Origin of the sequence: Pseudomonas sp. MS19 (assembly GCF_013277615.1) — a bacterium.
GTDB lineage: Bacteria > Pseudomonadota > Gammaproteobacteria > Pseudomonadales > Pseudomonadaceae > Aquipseudomonas > Aquipseudomonas marincola.
In genome coordinates this window covers 43,799-64,012 of the sequence record NZ_VBTO01000006.1, presented here as the reverse complement: position 1 = coordinate 64,012, position 20,214 = coordinate 43,799, and the positions used below count along the sequence as shown (strand labels likewise).

25 protein-coding genes and 1 riboswitch are annotated in these 20,214 nt (G+C 58.9%); of the genes, 10 read left to right on the top strand and 15 right to left on the bottom strand.

Annotated elements, in window-relative coordinates; genetic code table 11:
* Window positions 1-10: 10 nt before the first annotated feature.
* From nusB to nrdR, 6 genes are all read right to left on the bottom strand, one after another.
* Window positions 11-493: a transcription antitermination factor NusB gene (gene nusB / locus FEZ62_RS05765; protein ID WP_069901998.1), complete on the bottom strand. Its 483-nt coding sequence runs from the start codon at window positions 491-493 to the stop codon at window positions 11-13.
* Window positions 490-966 (bottom strand): 6,7-dimethyl-8-ribityllumazine synthase, encoded by a 477-nt coding sequence (gene ribE / locus FEZ62_RS05760; RefSeq protein ID WP_069901997.1) that lies wholly within the window; start codon window positions 964-966, stop codon window positions 490-492. The genes nusB and ribE overlap by 4 nt, the downstream gene beginning before the upstream one ends.
* Window positions 967-1,058: 92 nt before the next feature.
* Window positions 1,059-2,153 carry a bifunctional 3,4-dihydroxy-2-butanone-4-phosphate synthase/GTP cyclohydrolase II gene (gene ribBA / locus FEZ62_RS05755; protein WP_069901996.1) on the bottom strand — a complete coding sequence of 365 codons (1,095 nt, stop codon included), beginning with the start codon at window positions 2,151-2,153 and terminating at the stop codon, window positions 1,059-1,061.
* A 30-nt stretch (window positions 2,154-2,183) separates the two neighbouring features.
* Complete coding sequence (locus tag FEZ62_RS05750; RefSeq protein ID WP_172927108.1) at window positions 2,184-2,840, bottom strand: riboflavin synthase; 657 nt, start codon at window positions 2,838-2,840, stop codon at window positions 2,184-2,186.
* A 182-nt stretch (window positions 2,841-3,022) separates the two neighbouring features.
* A riboswitch (FMN riboswitch) is annotated at window positions 3,023-3,148 on the bottom strand.
* 93 nt (window positions 3,149-3,241) lie between these two features.
* Complete coding sequence (gene ribD, locus FEZ62_RS05745) at window positions 3,242-4,366, bottom strand: bifunctional diaminohydroxyphosphoribosylaminopyrimidine deaminase/5-amino-6-(5-phosphoribosylamino)uracil reductase RibD (RefSeq protein WP_172927107.1); 1,125 nt, start codon at window positions 4,364-4,366, stop codon at window positions 3,242-3,244.
* 2 nt (window positions 4,367-4,368) lie between these two features.
* On the bottom strand, window positions 4,369-4,833 hold the full coding sequence (gene nrdR, locus FEZ62_RS05740) for a transcriptional regulator NrdR (protein ID WP_069901993.1): 465 nt from the start codon (window positions 4,831-4,833) through the stop codon (window positions 4,369-4,371).
* Window positions 4,834-4,961: 128 nt separating this feature from the next.
* On the opposite strand from nrdR, the gene FEZ62_RS05735 reads away from it, so the two are divergent.
* The 4 genes from FEZ62_RS05735 (at window position 4,962) to FEZ62_RS05720 (ending at window position 7,535) form a co-directional block, all read left to right on the top strand.
* Entirely contained in the window at window positions 4,962-5,387 is a 426-nt protein-coding gene (locus FEZ62_RS05735; protein WP_172927106.1) for a YbaY family lipoprotein, read from the top strand.
* Window positions 5,384-6,037, top strand: a complete 654-nt coding sequence (locus FEZ62_RS05730) for a 50S ribosomal protein L11 methyltransferase (RefSeq protein ID WP_172927105.1) — start codon at window positions 5,384-5,386, stop codon at window positions 6,035-6,037. Before FEZ62_RS05735 ends, FEZ62_RS05730 begins: the two co-directional genes overlap by 4 nt.
* 79 nt (window positions 6,038-6,116) lie before the next feature.
* A complete protein-coding gene (gene trxA / locus FEZ62_RS05725; RefSeq protein WP_069901990.1) occupies window positions 6,117-6,989 on the top strand; it encodes a thioredoxin in 873 nt (290 codons plus the stop codon).
* Between the two features lie 102 nt (window positions 6,990-7,091).
* Window positions 7,092-7,535, top strand: a complete 444-nt coding sequence (locus tag FEZ62_RS05720; protein ID WP_090515038.1) for a DUF417 family protein — start codon at window positions 7,092-7,094, stop codon at window positions 7,533-7,535.
* A 38-nt stretch (window positions 7,536-7,573) separates the two neighbouring features.
* Here FEZ62_RS05720 and FEZ62_RS05715 read toward each other — a convergent pair whose 3' ends face one another.
* Entirely contained in the window at window positions 7,574-7,927 is a 354-nt protein-coding gene (locus FEZ62_RS05715; protein ID WP_172927104.1) for a hypothetical protein, read from the bottom strand.
* Window positions 7,928-8,049: 122 nt separating this feature from the next.
* Here FEZ62_RS05715 and FEZ62_RS05710 point away from each other — a divergent pair, with 122 nt between their 5' ends.
* From FEZ62_RS05710 to FEZ62_RS05695, 4 genes are read left to right on the top strand one after another with little or no spacing between them, the layout of a single operon-like run.
* Window positions 8,050-8,631 (top strand): DUF2796 domain-containing protein, encoded by a 582-nt coding sequence (locus FEZ62_RS05710; RefSeq protein ID WP_172927103.1) that lies wholly within the window; start codon window positions 8,050-8,052, stop codon window positions 8,629-8,631.
* Window positions 8,632-8,676: 45 nt separating this feature from the next.
* On the top strand, window positions 8,677-9,387 hold the full coding sequence (locus FEZ62_RS05705; RefSeq protein ID WP_172927102.1) for an ABC transporter ATP-binding protein: 711 nt from the start codon (window positions 8,677-8,679) through the stop codon (window positions 9,385-9,387).
* Window positions 9,388-9,389: 2 nt separating this feature from the next.
* Entirely contained in the window at window positions 9,390-10,655 is a 1,266-nt protein-coding gene (locus FEZ62_RS05700; protein ID WP_172927101.1) for an FtsX-like permease family protein, read from the top strand.
* 18 nt (window positions 10,656-10,673) lie between these two features.
* Window positions 10,674-11,204, top strand: coding sequence for a DUF3299 domain-containing protein (locus FEZ62_RS05695; RefSeq protein WP_069901984.1), 531 nt, complete (start codon window positions 10,674-10,676; stop codon window positions 11,202-11,204).
* Window positions 11,205-11,812: 608 nt separating this feature from the next.
* On the opposite strand, the gene FEZ62_RS05690 is transcribed toward FEZ62_RS05695, so the two are convergent.
* The 6 genes from FEZ62_RS05690 to FEZ62_RS05665 are packed head-to-tail and all read right to left on the bottom strand — an operon-like array spanning window position 11,813 to window position 16,695.
* Window positions 11,813-12,907: a tetratricopeptide repeat protein gene (locus FEZ62_RS05690; RefSeq protein WP_172927100.1), complete on the bottom strand. Its 1,095-nt coding sequence runs from the start codon at window positions 12,905-12,907 to the stop codon at window positions 11,813-11,815.
* 1 nt (window position 12,908) lies between these two features.
* Window positions 12,909-13,604 (bottom strand): energy transducer TonB, encoded by a 696-nt coding sequence (locus FEZ62_RS05685; RefSeq protein WP_069901982.1) that lies wholly within the window; start codon window positions 13,602-13,604, stop codon window positions 12,909-12,911.
* Entirely contained in the window at window positions 13,604-14,014 is a 411-nt protein-coding gene (locus FEZ62_RS05680; RefSeq protein WP_069901981.1) for a biopolymer transporter ExbD, read from the bottom strand. The genes FEZ62_RS05685 and FEZ62_RS05680 overlap by 1 nt, the downstream gene beginning before the upstream one ends.
* Window positions 14,015-14,025: 11 nt before the next feature.
* On the bottom strand, window positions 14,026-14,574 hold the full coding sequence (locus FEZ62_RS05675; RefSeq protein ID WP_069901980.1) for a MotA/TolQ/ExbB proton channel family protein: 549 nt from the start codon (window positions 14,572-14,574) through the stop codon (window positions 14,026-14,028).
* The gene (locus FEZ62_RS05670) at window positions 14,567-15,928 is read right to left on the bottom strand and encodes a MotA/TolQ/ExbB proton channel family protein (RefSeq protein WP_172927099.1); all 1,362 of its coding nucleotides are present in this window, start codon (window positions 15,926-15,928) and stop codon (window positions 14,567-14,569) included. The genes FEZ62_RS05675 and FEZ62_RS05670 overlap by 8 nt, the downstream gene beginning before the upstream one ends.
* Window positions 15,928-16,695, bottom strand: coding sequence for a DUF3450 domain-containing protein (locus FEZ62_RS05665; protein WP_069901978.1), 768 nt, complete (start codon window positions 16,693-16,695; stop codon window positions 15,928-15,930). Before FEZ62_RS05665 ends, FEZ62_RS05670 begins: the two co-directional genes overlap by 1 nt.
* Before the next feature lie 186 nt (window positions 16,696-16,881).
* Between FEZ62_RS05665 and FEZ62_RS05660 the strand changes: the two genes are divergently transcribed.
* A complete protein-coding gene (locus FEZ62_RS05660) occupies window positions 16,882-17,562 on the top strand; it encodes an OmpW family outer membrane protein (RefSeq protein WP_069901977.1) in 681 nt (226 codons plus the stop codon).
* Between the two features lie 63 nt (window positions 17,563-17,625).
* On the opposite strand, the gene FEZ62_RS05655 is transcribed toward FEZ62_RS05660, so the two are convergent.
* Both FEZ62_RS05655 and FEZ62_RS05650 read right to left on the bottom strand, forming a co-directional pair.
* On the bottom strand, window positions 17,626-18,555 hold the full coding sequence (locus FEZ62_RS05655; protein ID WP_069901976.1) for an NAD-dependent epimerase/dehydratase family protein: 930 nt from the start codon (window positions 18,553-18,555) through the stop codon (window positions 17,626-17,628).
* Window positions 18,548-19,432 (bottom strand): sugar nucleotide-binding protein, encoded by an 885-nt coding sequence (locus tag FEZ62_RS05650; protein ID WP_069901975.1) that lies wholly within the window; start codon window positions 19,430-19,432, stop codon window positions 18,548-18,550. The genes FEZ62_RS05655 and FEZ62_RS05650 overlap by 8 nt, the downstream gene beginning before the upstream one ends.
* Before the next feature lie 291 nt (window positions 19,433-19,723).
* On the opposite strand from FEZ62_RS05650, the gene FEZ62_RS05645 reads away from it, so the two are divergent.
* The gene (locus tag FEZ62_RS05645) at window positions 19,724-20,185 is read left to right on the top strand and encodes a hypothetical protein (RefSeq protein ID WP_172927098.1); all 462 of its coding nucleotides are present in this window, start codon (window positions 19,724-19,726) and stop codon (window positions 20,183-20,185) included.
* Window positions 20,186-20,214 lie beyond the last annotated feature (29 nt).

Sequence of the window (20,214 nt, the reverse complement as noted above, 5' to 3'; positions counted from 1 at the left end):
GGCCAGGAATTCAACGCTTGTGCGCGCGCACTTCATCTGCGCGAACACGTGGGGCCAACTTGTCGAGCACACCGTTGACGAACTTGTGTCCGTCGGTGGCGCCAAACACCTTGGCCAACTCGATGCCTTCGTTGATCACGACGCGGTATGGAATATCCACACGGTTGCGCAACTCATACGTCGACAGACGCAGAATCGACAGCTCAACCGGATCGATCTCATCCAGCGGGCGATCCAGCAGCGGCTCGAACAGCGCATCGATTTCAGCTTTCTCACGGGGTACGCCATGCAGAATCTCATGGAAGTACGAACCGTCGACGGTCGCGAAATCGTTGTCTACGCGAAACTGTGCTTCGATCTCATGCAGCGGCTGCCCGGCAATATGCCAGGAGTACAGAGCCTGCATGGCCAAGGTACGCGCTTCACGACGCGCCAAAGTTTTTGGGCTAGGGCCCTTCGGCTTTGGCTTCTGGCTGTTATCGTTCTGGCTCACTTGGCCTCCAACTGCGCCAGCAGGCTTACCATCTCAAGAGCAGAAAGCGCAGCTTCTGCACCTTTGTTACCGGCCTTGGTGCCGGAACGCTCGATCGCTTGTTCGATAGAGTCTACAGTCAGCACGCCGAAGGCAACCGGTACGCCGAACTCCATGGAAACCTGAGCCAGGCCTTTGGTGCACTCGCCTGCAACGTATTCAAAGTGCGGAGTACCGCCACGAATCACCGCGCCGAGGGCGATGATTGCGTCGAAATCGCCACGCTGAGCAACTTTCTGGGCAACCAGTGGAATTTCGAAGGCGCCTGGTGCGCGAATGATGGTGATGTCGCTTTCGCTCACACCGTGGCGAACCAGAGCATCAATGGCGCCACTTACCAGGCTTTCAACCACAAAGCTGTTAAAGCGGCCAACAACCAGAGCAAATTTACCCTTGGGTGCGATGAAAGTCCCTTCGATGGTCTTCAGTGTCATAGCGAGTCTCGTCAATTAAAGAGCCAGGCCGCCATTGGCGGCCTTTGGATAGTCAAATATCTGATTAATACTAGATGGTTTTCAGCCGGCATTTATTCAGAGGGCAGGTATTCTACAACTTCCAGGTCGAACCCGGATATCGCATTGAACTTCATCGGTGAGCTCATCAGGCGCATTTTGCGCACGCCGAGGTCACGCAGAATCTGCGAACCGGCACCTACAGTGCTGTAAGTACCGGCTGTCGGAGCTTTGTGCTCGTTGCCCAGTTGGCGCTCAAGATGGGCCAACAGGTCCGGACCGGTCAGCGGATTGCCCAGCAACAGCACCACGCCGCTGCCTGCCTTGGCCACTTCAGCCATGGCCGCACGCAAACTCCAGCGACCTTCCTGCTTGACCATGAACAGATCACGCAACGGGTCCATGTTGTGCACGCGCACCAGCGTCGGTTCGTCGGCGCAGATTTTGCCGAGCGTGAGCGCCATGTGCACATCGCCTTCGACCGAATCACGGTAGGTCACCAGATTGAACTGGCCCAACTCACTGTCAATCTGCTGTTCGCTGATACGCTCGACGGTGCGCTCGTGGATCATGCGGTAGTGAATCAGGTCGGCGATGGTGCCGATCTTGATGCCGTGCTGCGCAGCGAACTCTTCAAGCTCAGGACGACGCGACATGGTGCCGTCATCGTTCATGATTTCGCAGATCACCCCGCTCGGCTCAAAACCACCCATACGCGCCAGATCACAGGCGGCTTCGGTGTGGCCGGCACGCGCCAGAACACCACCGGGCTGCGCCATCAACGGGAAGATGTGGCCAGGGCTGACAATGTCTTCAGCTTTGGCGTTTCTCGCGGCTGCGGCTTGCACGGTGCGCGCGCGGTCAGCGGCGGAGATACCGGTGGTCACGCCTTCTGCCGCCTCGATGGAAACGGTGAATTTGGTGCCAAAACCGGAACCGTTACGCGGCGCCATCAATGGCAGCTTGAGCAGTTCGCAACGCTCGCGGCTCATCGGCATGCAGATCAGGCCACGGGCAAAGCGCGCCATGAAGTTGATGTGCTCGGCGGTCACGCACTCGGAGGCGATAATCAGATCGCCTTCGTTCTCGCGGTCTTCGTCATCCATGAGGATGACCATCTTGCCCTGGCGGATGTCTTCAACAAGTTCTTCGATGCTATTGAGAGCCATGGGCCCTCCTTATAAAAAGTGGGCGGCAGGTTACAGGTAGCCGTTCTCGGCCAGGAAACCCTGAGTAATTCCGGAAGCAGTTGGCTCTGCTGCACGGTCACCGAGCAGCAAACGCTCGAGGTAACGGGCAAGCAAGTCGACTTCAAGATTGACCTTACGGCCCGGGCGATAGTCGACCATGATGGTTTCCGCCAGCGTGTGCGGAACAATGGTCAGCTCGAACTCGGCGCCATCCACGGCATTCACCGTGAGGCTGGTGCCATCGACCGTAATCGAACCCTTGTGGGCAATATATTTGGCCAACTCTTTCGGCGCGCGAATACGAAATTGCACGGCGCGGGCATTGTCTTCACGCGAGACAACCTCGCCAACACCATCAACGTGGCCGCTGACCAGATGACCGCCAAGACGGCTGGTCGGGGTCAGGGCTTTTTCGAGATTGACCGCACCGCCGCTCTTAAGATCGACAAAACCGGTGCGCGCCAGGGTTTCACGGCTCACGTCGGCCCAGAAACCATCACCCGGCAATTCGACTGCCGTCAGGCAAACACCGTTTACCGCGATGCTGTCGCCGAGTTTGACGTCGCCCAGATCAAGCTTGCCGGTTTCGACATAAACCCGCACATCGCCGCCTTTTGGGGTGAGCGCGCGAATGCGCCCAACTGACTCAATTATGCCGGTGAACATGCGGCCTCCCGTCGTTTAAGCGCAGCGCTTTGATCACACACAGCACTAGGCTGACAGCGGGAACTGCGCAGCTGGCGTGAGCAATAAACATATGACATTTACAGACTCCTGTTTATAAAAAACAGGGCACGTTTGATCGATAGGGATCTTTCAGGCACGCCGCAACGCACCTTGGCAGATTATCCCGCTCTCTCTTTATCCGGACTTTAACCGTCGGCTCCGGAATCTCACCGGCAAGCGCTCGCGGGCTAGACGCTTTGCGCGCCATTACCGCCGGTGGGGAATTACACCCCGCCCTGAGAACGTACGGTCACTTCTGCGACCGTGGCAGGCTTTTTACCATATTTGGGCCGCGCACGCACCGCCGAGTGTGGGCCACTCAACGGTTGCAGTGCCTGCACTTACTCGGCGGCAAGGGCGATTTGAGGGCGCGCGATGATGCGCCAGTCGTCACCAACAGCTCGCATGTCGATAATTTCCAGCGCCTGCGCCTCGGCCATGCGCGCCAGCGGCAGGTCGAGTAAAGGCCGGGCGCCGGAGCCCAGGAACTTGGGCGCCATGAATATCTGGTACTCATCGACCAAACCCTGTCGGGCAAACGCGCCGGCGAGTTTTGGACCGGCTTCTACCAACACTTCATTGGCGCCGCGAGACGCCAACTCCAGCAACAGCTTGCGTAAATCGACATGCCCGCTGCTGCCCGGAACGGCCAACAACTCGTGGCCTTCGGATAAATAATTGTCGCGCGCCGAGGCCGCCGCACAGGTTGCCACCAGCGCAGGCCCGGCTTGAAAAAACGCTGCAGTCAGCGGCACACGCAAACGCCCATCAACCAGCACGCGCAAGGGCGGACGCCGCTCAGCCAGTGCAGACAACTCGCCATTGAGGCCCAGTTCATCAGGGCGAACGGTAAGCCGCGCATCATCGGCCAGCACCGTATCGGCGCCTGTCAGAACCACGCTGGCCTGGGCCCGCAAGCGTTGCACCGCAGAGCGCGCATGCGGGCCGGTAATCCATTTGCTCTCGCCGCTGGCCATTGCCGTCCGGCCATCCAGACTCATCGCCATTTTGACCCGCACCAACGGCAAGCCATGCTCCATGCGCTTGATAAATCCTTCATTCAGCGCCCGGGCTTCGGCTTCGAGCATGCCGCTCTGCACGCTGATGCCCGCATTCATCAAACGCAGCAGCCCGCTACCGGAGACTGCCGGGTTAGGGTCTTGCATCGCTGCGACCACACGGCTGACACCCGCCTCAATCAGCGCATCGGCACACGGCGGCGTGCGGCCATGATGACTGCACGGTTCGAGCGTGACGTAAGCTGTAGCCCCGCGCGCCAACTCGCCAGCCTGGCGCAACGCATAAACCTCGGCATGGGGTTCGCCGGCGCGCGCATGCCAGCCTTCGCCGACAATCTTGTTGTCGCGCACAATCACGCAGCCAACACGCGGGTTGGGATGAGTCGAGTACAGGCCTTTACGGGCCAGCTCCAATGCGCGAGCCATAAAGGCCTGGTCAGTGTGCATGTTCAATCCTTTGAGGGTTCGCGAGACAACCGTTCAATCTCTTCACGAAATTCGTTCAAATCCTGGAAGCGGCGATAGACCGAGGCGAAACGGATATAGGCGACTTCATCAAGCTTTTGCAGCTCGGTCATCACCAACTCGCCCAGCACCAGCGACTTGATCTCGCGCTCGCCGGTGGCCCGCAGCTTATGCTTGATATGGGCAATTGCCGCCTCGACACGTTCTATACTGACGGGACGTTTTTCCAGTGCACGCAGCATGCCGGCGCGCAGCTTTTCTTCATCGAATGGCTGGCGGCTGCCGTCCTGCTTGATCAGCCGTGGCATGACCAATTCGGCCGTCTCGAAGGTGGTAAAACGCTCACCACAGGCCAGGCACTCACGCCGACGACGAACTTGCTCGCCTTCGGCAACCAAACGTGAATCAATGACCTTTGTGTCGTTGGCGCCGCAGAATGGACAGTGCATAGCGAGCATCAGCCTAAAACGTAAAACGCCATGTTAGCGCATCCGCCGGGCAAGACAAGCCGACTGCTTTGCGGTATACAGGCGCGATTGGATTCAAACACCTGCTGGGTTCACAGATAGGGAATTTCATGAATATTCGACTGTTCTTATTGCTCACCATCACCGGACTCCTCAGCGCGTGCAGCAGCGCGCCAACTGCTCCGCCCGCTCAGCCCGAAGCGGTGCTGGCCGAGCCGACGCCTGCTGGCCAGAATGAAATCAGCGGTAATCTGCTCGGCGTTCCAGAGGGCGCCGTTGCCGAAGTTGCCCTGCTGACCATCGGTTCGAACGGCCTGCCCTTCACCACACTGGGCAACATCCAACTGCGCGGCACAGGAGAGCCGCTGCCGTTTCGCGTGCTGTTCAATCCGCAAGCCTTCGCCAAGGGTATTCGCGTTGAGTTACGCGGCCGCGCCAATCAATCCGGGAAGCTGATCCTGCACATGCCCAAGCGCGTTATCGACTCGCCCCAGAGCCAATCGGTTGGCGATCTGCGCATGGTCCCCGCGCCATGAGCCCACCCGGCCACTTGCAGGCGGCATTGAGCGAGCTGCTGGGTGATGCACAGTTAGTCGCCGCGCAACTGCCGGGCACTGAGCTGAAGTTATGGCTGATCAACCCCGAGAATATGCAGCGAGCGTTCAGCCCTGAGGAAACCATGCGCATCCTCAATGAGCCAACCTACTGGTGTTTCTGCTGGGCAAGCGGCCTGGTGCTGGCCCGCTGGCTGGCCGAGAATCCGCACTGGGTGGCGGGCAAGCGCGTGCTTGATTTCGGCGCGGGCTCGGGCGTAGCGGCGATTGCCGCCGCCAAGGCTGGCGCACTCGAAGCGGTGGCCTGCGACCTTGATCCGCTGGCGATCGCAGCCTGCAAAGCCAATGCCGAACTCAACAATGTGACGCTGGGTTACTCGGATGACTTTTTCAGCGAAGCGGATCGTTTCGACCTGATCATCGTCGCCGATGTGCTCTACGACCGGGCCAACCTGCCACTGCTCGACGAATTCCTCAGCCGCGGCAAACAGGCGCTGGTTGCCGACTCGCGGGTGCGCAACTTCGAACATCCGCTGTACACCCGCCTCGGCGTGATGGAAGCCTGTACCTGGCCCGATCTGGCAGAACCTGCCGAGTTTCGCCACGTCAGCCTGTATCATGCAGAGCGCTGAGTTCACCCTTGATTTAAGCGCCATCCGCCCGCATTTATAAACCTGTAAACGCCTCTATTTTGACCCGCGAGAGCCGACCATGAGCGACACCCCTTATATTTTTGATATCTCCGGCGCTGCCCAGTTTGATCAACTGGTCATCGAGAACTCGTTCCACAAGCCGGTTCTGGTCGACTTCTGGGCGGATTGGTGCGCGCCCTGCAAAGCACTGATGCCTACGCTGGCGCAAATTACCGAGGGTTATCAGGGCGAACTGCTGCTGGCCAAGGTCGACTGCGATGCCGAGCAGGATATCGTCGCCCGCTTTGGTATCCGCAGCCTGCCAACCGTGGTGCTGTTCAAGGACGGCCAACCGATAGATGGCTTTAGCGGCGCCAAGCCGGAGTCTGAAATTCGCGCCATGCTCCAACCTCACGTCAACGAGCCCGCTGCGCCGCAAGTCGACCTGCTGAAAAGCGCGCAAGCGCTGTTTGCCGACGGCCATATCAGCGAAGCCGAAGCGCAGTTAAAGCAACTGCTCGCCGAGGACAACAGCAACGCACTGGGCCTGATTCTGTATGCCCGCTGCATGGCTGAGCGTGGCGAGCTGGCGGAAGCCGAAACCGTCCTGAATGCCGTGCAGGGCGATGAACACAAGCAAGCGCTGGCGGGTGCGCGGGCGCAACTGACGTTCCTCCGTCAGGCGGCTGAAATGCCGGATATCGCTGCCCTGAAAACCCGTATTGCGCAAAACAGCGAAGATGACGAGGCGGTGTATCAACTGGCCGTCCAACAACTCGCCCGTCAACAATACGAGCCGGCACTTGATGCGGTGTTGCGCCTGTTTGTGCGCAACCGTGGCTACGCGGACGGCATCGCCCACAAGACCTTGCTGCAGGTGTTCGAGCTGCTCGGCAATGATCACCCGTTGGTGACGTTGTACCGGCGCAAACTGTATCAAGCGATTTACTGATGTAATTTTTATCGCCCCACCGGCTCTGTAGAGACAACACCGCCGCAGAATCCCTCTCGGATCTGCGGCGTTTTTATAGCTCTCTAAAGGTTGCAGGGACGTATGTCGAACAAACTTTCAAAAATCGGTTTTTACCTTGCGCTGTACGGCACGGTTTTCATCATCGCCTGGATTGGTGCGTTCAAGTACCACCCCGACGAAGCTCAGGCTATCAGCGGCCTGATTCAAAACTCACCTTTGCTGTCGTGGCTTTACGCGGTGGGCAGCGTGCAAGGCGTGTCATCCATGATTGGTACCGGCGAACTGATCATTGCCGCGTTGCTGGCCCTGTATCCGCTCAGTAAAAAAGCTTCGCTGCTGGGCGCCCTGCTGGCTATCGGTTTATTCCTGACAACCCTGACTTTCCTGTTCAGCACGCCCGGTGTTTTACATACCGAGGGGCTTTTCCCTTCGCTGCTGGGCTCGTTCCTGATCAAGGATGCCGTGCTGCTGGGCGTTTGCCTGTGGGTTGCCGGCGAGTCGTGGGACGCCATCAAGCAGCAATAGCCTGGGATATTGTACGCGTGAGGCGGCGCAATGCGGCCTCACGCCTCTCCCAGCCAATGATAAACCGGCGCATCCTCGCCATTCTCAACCCGCACCAGCGGACTGTGGCGCATGCGCACCAGCAGGCGCTTACCGGCTTGCTCGCTGCCGGCCAGTGCCGACAATTGCCCCAGCAATTGCGGGCCATCGATTTGCCCGGCATTGCGCAGCAGCGTCAGGCTTGTACTCCACAAGTCATCGGTAGCCGGCGCTGATGCCGCAACCGGAGTTGTGGGCGCAACATCCTGCGCTTCGCTCTCTGCCCGCCCCGCCAGTTGAGCCCACTCATGCGGCTCCATTTCGACCGTCAAATCCACCGGCCATTCGCCGATCTTGCCGCGTATGCGCACCATCGCTACCTCCACCGTAATGCTCGAATGCTCCCACGCAGAGAGGGTGAGCGACAACTGCTGATAGCAATTGTCGTTATATTTCGTTATAACGTAACAATTATCACACGACACATGGACTCGATATGCGCCGTTTACTCCTTGCCGCTCCCTTCGTTCTGCTGCCATTGTTGGCTACCGCTCAAGAGCATGATCACACTGACCACGACAGCCTCCCCGCGCATGAGCATGGCTCGGCGCAGCTAAACGCGGCGCTCGACGAACACACTCTGGAACTTGAACTCAACAGCCCAGCGATGAACCTATTGGGCTTCGAGCACGCGGCAAACTCTGCCGAAGATAAAGCCGTTGTTGCCGAAGTGGCACGCGCCCTGGCCGATCCGGTAACCTTGTTTGGTTTGCAAAACGGTAACTGCGGCGTCATCGAGCAAGACATTGACGGGCCTATGTTTGGCGGCCATGCGGAGCATGCACACAGCGCCGACGACAGCGACCATAAGCATGAACATGAACATGAACATGAACACAGCGATATTCACGCGCAGTACAGCTTCGACTGCAAACAACCCGAGGCCCTTGGTCAGCTGGATCTTGGCGGGCTGTTCAAGCGTTTCCCGGGCATGCACAAGATTCAACTGCAGATGATCGGCCCGGCAGGCCAGAAAGGTGCACAATTGGACCCGGCTAACGCGACTGCCAACTTTTAAGCACACCAAGCGAAGATCGGTCGGGGCAACTCGACCGACATGAACATGACCTCGACGTTGATTAGTTTGACCGACCTGGGCTTTGCCTGGCCCGGTCAGAATGAGCTGTTGGACATTCCGAGCCTGACTCTACAACGCGGTGAGCGGCTGTTTCTCAGTGGCCCCAGCGGCAGCGGCAAAACCACCTTGCTGGGTTTGCTTGGCGGCGTACAGAAAGCCAGCCGTGGCACCGTCATGCTGCTCAACCAGGATCTCGGCGCCATGAGCGCCAGCGCACGGGATCGTTTTCGGGTGGATCACACCGGCTACATCTTCCAGCAGTTCAACCTGCTGCCTTTTTTGTCGGTGCGCGAAAACGTCGAATTGCCCTGCCACTTCTCGAAACTACGCAGCAGCCGCGCACGTTTTCGTCATGGCAGCGTTGCCAAGGCCGCGACTGAGCTGCTCGGCCATTTGGGCCTGGCGGATCGCGACTTGCTGGAACGCCGCGCCGACACCCTGTCGATCGGTCAACAACAACGCGTGGCCGCCGCTCGCGCCCTGATCGGTCAGCCCGCGCTGGTGATTGCGGACGAGCCGACCTCGGCACTGGATGCCGACTCGCGTGAGCGCTTCCTGGAGTTGTTGTTCGCCGAGTGCGCCACGGCCGAATCCAGTCTGTTGTTCGTCAGCCACGACCACGGCCTGGCCAAACATTTCGACCGCACTGAATCGCTGGCATCGCTCAATCGCGTCAAGCGTGAGATGGAGAATTAAGCGTGTACCTATTTCGTCTGGCGCTGGCCAGTCTGGCCAACCGCCGCTTCACCGCTCTGCTCACGGTATTCACCATTGCTCTGTCTGTTTGCCTGTTGCTGGCGGTCGAGCGCGTGCGTACCGAGGCGCGCACCAGCTTTGCCAATACCATCAGCGGCACCGACCTGATCGTGGGCGCACGTTCAGGCTCGATCAACCTGCTGCTCTACTCGGTTTTTCGCATCGGCAACGCCACCAACAATATCCGCTGGGACAGCTACGAAACCATCGCCAAGCACCCGCAAGTGAAGTGGGCAATTCCAATTTCACTGGGCGACTCGCATCGCGGCTATCGCGTAATGGGTACGTCCACCGACTATTTCAGCCACTACCGCTACGGGCGCAAGCAAGCACTCGAACTGGCTCAGGGCCGCGCATTCGCCGATGATCCGTTCGAAGTCGTACTGGGCGCCGAGGTGGCCGAGGCGCTGCATTACAAGCTCAAGGACGAACTGGTCCTCGCGCACGGCATAGCCACCATCAGCCTGGTTAAACATGCCGACAAACCCTTTCACGTCGTCGGCATTCTCAAGCGCACTGGCACCCCGGTAGACCGCACCCTGCATATTTCCCTGAGCGGCATGGAAGCGCTGCACGTCGACTGGAAAAACGGCATGCCAGCGCGTAAGGGTCAGGGCGTCAGCGCAGAACAAGTGCGCGCAATGGATCTGCAACCGCAGGCGATTACGGCCATGTTGCTGGGCCTGAAAAGCAGAATCGCAACCTTTGCCCTGCAACGCGAAATCAACGAATACCGCGGCGAACCGTTGCTGGCGATTTTGCCGGGCGTGGCCTTGCAGGAACTCTGGAGCCTGATGAGTACGGCAGAGAAGGCACTATTTGTGGTGTCGCTGTTTGTCGTGCTGACCGGTTTGATCGGCATGCTCACCGCCATCCTGACCAGCCTTAATGAACGCCGCCGCGAGATGGCCATTCTGCGCTCAGTCGGCGCCCGCCCGATCCACGTCGCAGGGTTGCTGATACTTGAAGCATTCAGCCTGGCGCTGGCCGGCGTGGCGCTCGGCCTTGGCTTGCTTTACGTCGGCATCGCGCTGGCGCAAGGCTATGTGCAAGCCAATTACGGTTTGTACCTGCCGCTAAGCCTGCCGTCGCACTATGACGGGAGCCTGCTCGGCGCTATTCTCTGTGCTGCGTTGCTGATGGGCTGTATCCCGGCGTGGCGCGCATACCGTCAATCTCTGGCGGATGGCTTGTCCATTCACCTTTAAACGTTACGAGCGCATCCGATGCCACGCTTTATCACCGCCCTACTCCTGGCCAGCAGCATGCTGGCGGCAACTGCCGCCAGTTCCAATCCGGTTCGCGAACTGATCTGGGACGACCTGATCCCGCCAGACGCGCCACCGGTAGCTGCGCAAATGGCGCCGATGCATGACCTCTCGCAACTCGCCAATGTGCTCAACGAGTCTGGCCCAGCAGCAAGCCAGCCGGCGCTCAATGCTCCCGTGGTCAAAGCACTCGACGGTGAGAACATCCGCCTGCCCGGCTACATCGTGCCGCTGGATACCGACGATAACGGCGACGTCACCAGTTTTTTGCTCGTGCCCTATTTCGGCGCCTGCATCCACGTACCGCCTCCACCGCCCAACCAGATCGTAATGGTCCGCAGCCAGAAGCCCGTGAAAATGGAGTCGCTGTATCAGCCGTTCTGGATCGAGGGCAAAGTCAAAGTTGAAAGCGCCAGCAGCGAAATAGCCGACGCCGGCTACCAGTTGCAAGCCAGCAAGATCTACCCCTACGAATTACCCGACAGCTGATCCCTGCAAGCCGTCACCAACCGGCTCACGCCTCACACAACCGGAACCGGTACACCCCGCAGACCGCCATGACGGTTTACCCTGCGGGTTAACCATCCTCCGTCGAGATGGTCACCGCGGCATTCGACTCACACCACAAACCGGAGGATGGATCGCGGAGCTTGGCGACGCAATCCGTCAGGCGATTTATGCATCGGCGCATAAAGCCACCCACGGCATTCAACCGGCGCGCCGACCGCACAAAAACCCGGAATCGGTACATCCCACAGACCGCCATGACGGTTTACCCGATGGGTTAACCATCCTCCGTCGAGATGGTCGCCGCGGCATTCGACTCACACCACAAACCGGAGGATGGATCGCGGAGCTTGGCGACGCAATCCGTCAGGCGATTTATGCATCGGCGCATACACCCACCCACGGCAATTAACCGGCTCACCGACCGCACAAAAAACCGGAATAGGTACATCCCAAAGACCGCCATGACGGTTTACCCTGCGGGTTAACCATCCTCCGTCGAGATGCCGGTGGAATACGATTCGGGCCGTACGCAATCCGTCGGGCAGCTTATGCATGGACGCATAAACCACCCACCCCGCACGCGCGGCTTAACGGTTGCTGAGCAGGTTTGAGTCTTCGGCGAAGCTCAGTTCGCTTTCGGCCCAGCGTCGCCAGTCATTGACGGCTTTACGATTGGCGCCACCCGCTTCGGCCTTTTTCAGTGCCGCGAGGCCGGCCTTCCAGTGCGCCTGCTCCATTTGCAGTTGCGCGACCTTCAGCCAGTGCTGGCCGCTGCCGCTGTTTTTGGCCAGTTGCTGGAATACCTGCACGGCCTTTTTGCGATCACGCGCTTGCCACCAGAGGCTACCCAAACGCTCTTCGCGGGCACTGCTGCGCTGCAGGTAACCTTGTTCAAGCATGCCTTGCAGCAAGGTTGCGCCCTGCCATGGCTGGTCCGCTGCGCTGGCCATCAGCACCAGATTATCCAACTCGCTGGCTTTGAACCGCAGCCCTTTGCGGTAAGCCGCGCGCAAGGTCGCCAAGGCGCGCTCAGGTTTGCCGCTAATCTGCTCGAGCGCTGCCAATTGCCGCCATTGCTGCACATCATTGACGTGACGTTTGAGCAACTGACGCTGCCAGTTTTCGGCAGCTGGATAGCGCTTTAACTGCGCATTCATGGAAACCAGGAACTGCAGCCAGCTGTCGGCAGCCTTTGGGTTGGCTTTGACGTAGCGCTCGGCTAAAGGCAGCGCTTTGGCTGGTTGCCCTGCGCCCTGATAAGCCTGCACCAGCATTTGCAGCTGCTCTTCATTGGCCTTGGCCTGAAGCGGTGCCAGCAAGCTGATGACTTGCTTGTAGCGCTTTTCGACCAGATTCAGCCGTGCCAGATTGATGGTCTCGGTGGCACTTTGTTCAGCGTCTAAATGTTTGCTCTTGAGCGCTTTATCAAGCAACTCGATGGCTTGCGCGTTGTTGCCTTCGGCCCAGGCCAGATAACCCCGGCTGCGCCATAACAAGGCTTGCTCAAGCGTATCGGGCGCTGCTTTGGCGCCATCCAGTGCGCGCTTGGCGGCGGAGTAATTACCCTGCTGCTGAGCCGCTTGCGCCGTATTCAGCGCCTTCAACACAGAGGGATCAACTGATTGCGCAGCCTGTGTCGCTGACGCCCAAACCAAAGCAGTCAAAAACAGTAAACGATACATATCAGCCTTTCCCCTCTAAACGAAAGTACAAGGTTTTAACCGCCTCACGGGACACTGCCAAACCGCTCTCCGTGCGCGGAGCAAAACGCCAGCGCACGGCGGCGCGACGCGCTTCACGTTCAAATACGTTGGCAGGCTCAGCCTCAAGCACCCGCACATTTTCGACCTTGCCGGCGCGGGTGATGGTAAAGGCCAATTTGACGTGCCCCTGAATCCCGCGCTGCAAGGCATAACGCGGATATTCCGGACGCACATCATTGAGCGGCATCACTTCGCTTTCCGGCCCACCCGCAGCAGCGCCGGAATCAGCCGGCGCAGCAGGTGCAGGTGCAGCCGCTGGCGCTACCGCAGCGGCGCTCAGGCCGGTCAGGCTTGGTGCGGGGGCAACACTGACGCTGACGCCAGCACTCAGGCTCGGCATCGGCATATCCAGCGCCGGCAAGCTTGCGCTTGGCGTGGCCGCGACCGGCGTTGGCGGAGTCGGCGGCTGAGGTGTTTGTGGCTGCGGCGGTTGCGGCGCTTGCTGGCGGGTACGCGACTCGGGGCTGCTGGTGTCGGTGTCCATGCGCACGAAGTTGGCGACCGACACCGGCTCATCCGAAGGCTGGCTGTGTGGCGGCGCGACCATGTAAAGCATCAAGCCGAACAGACCCAGCGCGACCAGACACGCGGCGGCTAATGATCCGAGCAAACGCATCAAAGCGCTCCCGAACTGGCCGCCAGCGCTACGTCTTGCACACCGGCCAGACGCGCCTGATCCATCACCTGCACCACCAGACCGGTACGTGCATCCTGATCAGCCTGCACCACCACCGAACCTTCCGGCTGGTCGACCCGCATACGCTCAATGTGCGCACGCACGCTGCGTACATCGACCACCTTTTTATCCATCCACACCTGCCCGTCGGCAGTCACCGCGATCAGGATATTGCCCTTGTCCTGCGGATTGGCCGTTTCGGCTTGTGGACGCTGCACTTCGACACCCGACTCCTTGATAAAGGAGCTGGTGACGATGAAGAAAATCAGCATGATGAAAACCACATCGAGCATCGGTGTGAGGTCGATGCCGGTGTCTTCGTCTTGCTGATGGTGACGACGCATTCTCATGATGATCTATCTCAGTCGTGACGCAGCTGGTCAGCCAGCCGCTCAATAGCCTGACGGGCGTCACGTTCAAGACGCGCCAGGCTGAACAATCCACTAATCGCCAACACCATGCCGGCCATCGTCGGCAGTGTTGCCTGCCAGACGCCCGCCGCCATGCCGCGCGGATTACCGCTGCCGTTAATGGCCAGCACATCGAACACCGCAACCATGCCGCTCACTGTGCCCAGCAAGCCAAGCAGCGGGTACATGGCCACCAGCGTTTTACTCAGGCGCAGCGGACCCATCAGTTGCTCGCGGGCTTGCGCAAGCCAGGCGCTGCGTACCGAGCGCTGCCAGTTTTCTGCGCTTTCCTGCTGCATCGCTTGCCACGCATGCAAGCGCTCAGTGGCCCATTGCGGGAAAACCCGGCGAATAAACCACAGGCGCTCGAAAGCCAGCGTCCAGAACAGCACGCACAACCCTGCCAACGCCCACATAACAACGCCGCCCGCCTGCATGAAGTCGAGCAGGGCGTAACCGCTGTCGGTCAGACGCAGCCACAGGCCGTAGACTTCACTCACGACGCGGTGCTCCGGACAAATGCAGGGCAATCAGGCCGGCGCTTTGTTGCTCAAGCAGTTGGATCAGGTTTTTGCTACGGCTGGCCAGCAAGGTGTGCAGGAACAGCAACGGGATTGCCACCAACAAACCGAGCACGGTGGTGACCAGCGCCTGCGAAATACCATCGGCCATAAGTCGCGAGTCGCCGCCACCGCCCTGAGTAATCGCCTGGAAGGTGACGATCATCCCGGTGACCGTACCCAGCAAACCCAGCAGCGGCGCAACAGCACTCAGCAGCTTGAGCAGGCCCTGGCCTTTCTCCAGCGGCGGGGTTTCGAGCATGATCGCCTCGTCGAGTTTCAGCTCCAGCGTTTCCAGATCCGACAGCTGCGGCTTGGCGCCGAGCACACCAATCACCCGGCCCAGTGGATTGTCATCACGCGGTGCACTCAGGTCACGCATCTGCGCATTCACGCCACGTCCGGCACGCCCCAGAACAGCCATGCGCCACAGCGCAAGCAGCAAACCAACAACGCCCAGCGCGACAATCACCCAACCCACCAGGCCGCCTTGTTGCAAGCGATCCCACGGCGTCGGTTGACGCTGCAACTGCGCCAGCAAGGTGCCACGAGTCGGGTCAATCGGCAGCACGCCCAAGGCCTCTTTGCTTTGCAGGTAATCACTCACCAGCGCTTGCCCGGAAGGCTGACGCGCCGGAGTCAGGAGGTTCTGGGTGTCGGCATCGAAACGCAGGAATGCATCGTCGTCGAACGCCGAAAACGCCCCAACGCGCAGTACCTGCTTCTCGCTGCGCGTGCCGTCGGCAGCAACAACCGGCAACTTCACCCGCGCAACCTGACCACTCGCGGTAAGGTCTTCAAGCAGCAGCATCCAGTAAGCTTCTAGATCTTGCGCGGCCGGCAAGGTGCGGCTTTTCGCCAGATTATTCAGACGTTCCAGACGCTCGGGGAATTGCGCATTAAGCAGGCTGTCCTGCCATTGCCCAGCCACATCGCCAGCGCTCTGACGGACCACGCCGAACAGCTCGCCCAAGTGACCTACGCGTTGGTTGAGGAGCTTTTCCTGCTCTGCCAACTGGGCTTCCTGAAGGTCGAATTCGGCTTTCAAGCGCGCCGCTTCGGCTTGCTGCTGGCTCAGTGCCGCCTTGGCTTTACTGAGCATTTGCGCACGCTCAGCGCTTTCGCTGATGAACGCCTTTTCGCGCGCCTGCATAGCCGTTACTTCACTGGCACGATCACTGCGAATGCGTTGCAGCAATTGTTCAGGGCTGAGTACTTCGTTGGCCGAGGCCATTATTGGCAGCAGGCTGAGCAAGAGCGCGCCGAGCAGATTTCGCTGAATTACAGGACGCATTAATGGCTCTCCCCAACCAAGGTTTTGACAGGTAACTCAAGCAACGCCGGTGCCTCTTCCTGACGGGCAATCGCCAACGCCTGGTGCAACGGACGCCGTGCAGCGTTATCGAGCACCTGCCAGCTTTGTGCCTGCGGATTCCACCAGCCACTTTCACGGCCGTCGAGTGTTTGGTAATAAAGCATTGCGCGCCCCAGACGCAGGAACTCGACATTGCGCGTGCCGCCCTCTACAGGCAGCTCACCACGCCAGGCCTCAAGCGTGCGACCGTAATCGCTCTCGACTTGATAGGCCTCAAGAATGCGCCGGTATTTTTCCGCCAGACTGATGTCGGCTCGCGGCATCATTTCCTCAAGTTGAGCGAGGCGATCTGCCCGCTCTTGCGGCAAGAACGGTACGTCGGCCGCAATGAACTCACCCAGCACCTCAACCATTTGCCGCATCAACGGTGTTACGGCTTCCTGTGTGCGCTCGATCCCGTCGAGCTGGGCCTGATAACCCTCAAGCTCTTTGCGCTGAGCGTCAACCAGTTCGCGCAGTTGTTGGTTGTAGCCTTTCAGGGCTTCGGCTTGTTGTACGGCATCGCGGTACTCACCGAGCATTTCACGGCTGCTGTCATCAAGCTTTTCGATGCGCGCTTGCGAGGCTTTGGCGTCTTGAGCCAGCCCTTGGCTTTCATCGAGTGCATTGTCGAGCGGTGCCGCAACGAGCGTGCCGCTGGATAGCAGCATGGCCGCAATGAGCGCACGAAGAGGATGGGGGTTCATGCAGTTTCCTTGACAGATACGCGAAGTACTAAAGATAACCATTATCATCTACACGCACAGGCAAAGGCAATCCATTCGTCGAGATTGGGCAGAATGCCATCCTATTGAGCTGGATCAACAAGCGCTTTTTACCAAGCCTTATGCTTATTCCATTCCCGATTTACAGCAACTCGATGGAGTTAATTAATGAATAAGCAACTGTTTGCAGCTCCCCTTCTTGCGCTCGCCATGGTTGCACCGTTCGCTCAGGCGCACGAAGCCGGTGACATCATCGTTCGTGCCGGTGCAATTACCGTTGACCCACACGAAGACAGCTCAGGCATTGGCAGCCCGCTGGGTGACCTGGGTGGTCACGCAACTGTTGATAGCAGCACCCAGCTCGGTTTGAACTTCGCTTACATGATGACCGACCACTTGGGCCTCGAATTGCTGGCAGCGACCCCGTTCTCGCATGATATCGGCGTATCCGGCCTGCCCGGCGGCCTCGCCGGCCTCAACGGCAACCTCGGCGACGTTAAGCAACTGCCGCCTACCCTGAGCCTGGTTTATTACCCGCTGGACAAGAATTATGCGTTCCAGCCTTACGTCGGCATCGGCATCAACTACACCGCGTTCTACGATGCTTCGACTTCAGGCTCCGCAGAAGCCAAAGGTTTCAGCAATCTTGACGTCAGCGACTCATGGGGTGCGTCCGCGCAGATCGGCGCCGACTACATGATCAATGACAACTGGATGATCAACGGCCAGATCCGTTACATCGATATCGACACCAACGCCCACGTTGACCTAGCCGGTGTCGGCAACCTGAAAGTTAACGTTGAAGTTGATCCATGGGTTTACATGGTCGGCCTCGGCTACAAGTTCTGAGAATAATCTCAGGCACAAAAAAACCGGCTCACTGCCGGTTTTTTTATGCCGCGAAGAAAGTGACTAAAGCCCCAGCAGGTTTTTCAGACCTTGCTTGATCGAGGTTTGCTCAGGCATTTGATAGCGCGACTGCAAACGCGTGTTATCGGCGCGTGAGTGACGAATATCACCGGCACGCGGCGCCTTGTAACTTACCTCCGGCAAGCCGCCAAACAACTCGCCAATCGACTCGAGCAATTGATTGAGGCTGGTGGTTTGATTCCAGCCGACATTCAGCGCATCAACGCCGACGTCAGACGTCTTCAGGCCTTGCATCAGCAGGGCAACCAGATCGGCCACATAGAAAAAATCGCGGGTTTGTTCACCATCGCCAAATACGCTGATCGGCAAATTCTGCTGAGCGCGCTGGGTGAAGATACTGATCACCCCGGAATATGGTGACGAGGGGTCCTGACGCGGGCCGAAGATGTTGAAGAAGCGAAAAATTGCCGGCTCCAGACCATGCTCACGGCGATAAAAGTCCAGATAGTACTCACTGGCCAATTTATCTGACGCATAAGGCGTGAGCGGCGCTTTGGCGGTTTCCTCGACAATCGACTGGCCCTGACCATTACTGCCATAAATTGCCGCACTCGAGGCGAACACGACGCGCTTGAGCCCATGCAGGCGCATGGCTTCACAGATATTCAGGGTGCCGACGAAGTTGCTCTGATGCGTACTTACCGGGTCATCCACCGACGCCTGCACCGAGGCAACTGCCGCCAGGTGCACGACCGCAGCACAACCGGCAACAGCGTCGGCAACAACGGCTGCGTCGGCGACATCGCCCTGGATAAACTGCAGTCGTGGGTTATCCAGCGGCAGGTTGTCGCGCTTGCCCATCGACAGATTGTCGAGCACGCGCACGCTGCGCCCTTCAGCCAGCAGTGCATCAACCAGATGCGAGCCGATGAAACCGGCCCCACCCGTAACAAGAACAGGTAAATCAGACATGGCGGTAGTAATAGTCCAGTAGATTAGGCAGTCCCGCACGCCAGGCGCGGGGTTTTATGCCAAAGGTATGAAGGATTTTTTTGCAAGCCAACACCGCGTGCTGCGGCTCTTCGGACGCATCGGGGCGTGCGACGTGGGCTTGCGGGGTGATTTCCTCAACCAAACTACTGCGGAAGTTACGCGCCTCACTCAGGGCAGCCTGCCCTAACGCCAGCGAGGTTGTCGCCTCGTGGCCGCCGTAGTGGTAAGTCCCCCACAGCGGAGTCATGCAATCCAGTTGCTTGAGTACCGCGAGTATCACCCGCGCGGCGTCATCAATTGGCGTCGGATTACCGCGCCGGTCATCTGCCAGATACAACGCTTCATCACGTTCGGCGCGGCTCAGGAAACGCCCCAGCAACCCCTCAGGGGTGCCATCCAGAAGCCAGCCAAAACGCAACAGCACATGCCGCGGGCAGGTAGCGCGGACACTTTGCTCAAGGTATCGCATGGCCTGACCGTGCAAGCCCAAAGGTGCAGGCTCGTCTTTTTCACTGTAAGCAGTCGCCCGCGAGCCATCGAATACGCGATAGCTAGAAGGCTGAATCAGCATGATTTCATGGTGCTTGCACAACTCAGCCAGACGCTCGACCGCCCGCTGCTGCTCGTTGAAGCGCGCAGGCGTCACAGTCTCGGCCTGAAACCAGTCGAAGTAATACGCCAGATTGATCAGGGCATCCGGGCGAGTCTCATCGAGCAACTGAGTCAGGCTGGCAGCATCCCAACCCGACTCCGGCGGCTTGGGTGCCAGAAAGCCAATGTCTTCCTCGGCGCCCTGCTGAATCAGCGCCTGCCCCAGCACATTGCCACCACCTAACAGCATCAAACGCATTCGCATAATCGATAGCTATCTCAGCAATCAGTACGGTTATAAATAAGAGAAAGCTAACAAAGCTTCTGTGAGGTCACATAACTTGCATACTAAAGCTCAGGCGAGCAAAAACAAAATCAGGTCACATGAAAACGCCCACTTAACGCGGGCAGATAAAGTATCACATGACCCACGTCAGTTTAGGTTGATTGCATCGCGCAAACGCCGGGTCGCCACGCCATCGCCGCCCTTCGGAGGGAACTGGTCAAGCCTGGATTATTGATTACGCTTAGGTAACCTTCAAAAAGGATCAACATCATGCGCATAAATACACTACTGGTTGGCGCGGTTGTTTCATTGGTTTACCTGAACGCCAACGCGATTGACAGCAAATACCGGGAGAAACTCGAACGCTCCGGGTGCACTCAGGTATCTGAGATGCAGGGCTGCGACATCAATAAATCCAAGGCAGAGAATGCCAAAGCGGGTTATGGCAGCAGCCAGACCGAAGCCGCCCCAAAAGCCAGCACAGGTCACGGTGACCGGCAGTTGACGGCCGTAAGTGACGAAGGGCAAACCGTCGCGAAAATCCGTATCGACGCGAAAAATCAGGTCTGGGTCAACGGCAAGTCAGTGAAAGCCAAACACACTGGCGGCGCGCTGCATTTCCAGCAAGGCATGATCACCTACACCGTAACCGACAATCCCGATGCCGCCAGCTTCTGGATGGACACCGACGCGGGCACCAAGGGCGACATCAAGGCCCAGGGTGGCATGTAAGCGCGATCAGCCCCACTCAACGCTGCACT

Bases quoted from the DNA above. Each gene is read 5' to 3' on its own strand.
- ribE (WP_069901997.1), bottom strand. From the start codon at position 966: ATGACACTGAAGACCATCGAAGGGACTTTCATCGCACCCAAGGGTAAA.
- ribBA (WP_069901996.1), bottom strand. From the start codon at position 2,153: ATGGCTCTCAATAGCATCGAAGAACTTGTTGAAGACATCCGCCAGGGC.
- FEZ62_RS05750 (WP_172927108.1), bottom strand. From the start codon at position 2,840: ATGTTCACCGGCATAATTGAGTCAGTTGGGCGCATTCGCGCGCTCACC.
- ribD (WP_172927107.1), bottom strand. From the start codon at position 4,366: ATGCACACTGACCAGGCCTTTATGGCTCGCGCATTGGAGCTGGCCCGT.
- nrdR (WP_069901993.1), bottom strand. From the start codon at position 4,833: ATGCACTGTCCATTCTGCGGCGCCAACGACACAAAGGTCATTGATTCA.
- FEZ62_RS05735 (WP_172927106.1), top strand. From the start codon at position 4,962: ATGAATATTCGACTGTTCTTATTGCTCACCATCACCGGACTCCTCAGC.
- FEZ62_RS05730 (WP_172927105.1), top strand. From the start codon at position 5,384: ATGAGCCCACCCGGCCACTTGCAGGCGGCATTGAGCGAGCTGCTGGGT.
- trxA (WP_069901990.1), top strand. From the start codon at position 6,117: ATGAGCGACACCCCTTATATTTTTGATATCTCCGGCGCTGCCCAGTTT.
- FEZ62_RS05720 (WP_090515038.1), top strand. From the start codon at position 7,092: ATGTCGAACAAACTTTCAAAAATCGGTTTTTACCTTGCGCTGTACGGC.
- FEZ62_RS05715 (WP_172927104.1), bottom strand. From the start codon at position 7,927: ATGGTGCGCATACGCGGCAAGATCGGCGAATGGCCGGTGGATTTGACG.
- FEZ62_RS05710 (WP_172927103.1), top strand. From the start codon at position 8,050: ATGCGCCGTTTACTCCTTGCCGCTCCCTTCGTTCTGCTGCCATTGTTG.
- FEZ62_RS05705 (WP_172927102.1), top strand. From the start codon at position 8,677: ATGACCTCGACGTTGATTAGTTTGACCGACCTGGGCTTTGCCTGGCCC.
- FEZ62_RS05695 (WP_069901984.1), top strand. From the start codon at position 10,674: ATGCCACGCTTTATCACCGCCCTACTCCTGGCCAGCAGCATGCTGGCG.
- FEZ62_RS05690 (WP_172927100.1), bottom strand. From the start codon at position 12,907: ATGTATCGTTTACTGTTTTTGACTGCTTTGGTTTGGGCGTCAGCGACA.
- FEZ62_RS05685 (WP_069901982.1), bottom strand. From the start codon at position 13,604: ATGCGTTTGCTCGGATCATTAGCCGCCGCGTGTCTGGTCGCGCTGGGT.
- FEZ62_RS05680 (WP_069901981.1), bottom strand. From the start codon at position 14,014: ATGAGAATGCGTCGTCACCATCAGCAAGACGAAGACACCGGCATCGAC.
- FEZ62_RS05670 (WP_172927099.1), bottom strand. From the start codon at position 15,928: ATGCGTCCTGTAATTCAGCGAAATCTGCTCGGCGCGCTCTTGCTCAGC.
- FEZ62_RS05665 (WP_069901978.1), bottom strand. From the start codon at position 16,695: ATGAACCCCCATCCTCTTCGTGCGCTCATTGCGGCCATGCTGCTATCC.
- FEZ62_RS05660 (WP_069901977.1), top strand. From the start codon at position 16,882: ATGAATAAGCAACTGTTTGCAGCTCCCCTTCTTGCGCTCGCCATGGTT.
- FEZ62_RS05655 (WP_069901976.1), bottom strand. From the start codon at position 18,555: ATGTCTGATTTACCTGTTCTTGTTACGGGTGGGGCCGGTTTCATCGGC.
- FEZ62_RS05650 (WP_069901975.1), bottom strand. From the start codon at position 19,432: ATGCGAATGCGTTTGATGCTGTTAGGTGGTGGCAATGTGCTGGGGCAG.
- FEZ62_RS05645 (WP_172927098.1), top strand. From the start codon at position 19,724: ATGCGCATAAATACACTACTGGTTGGCGCGGTTGTTTCATTGGTTTAC.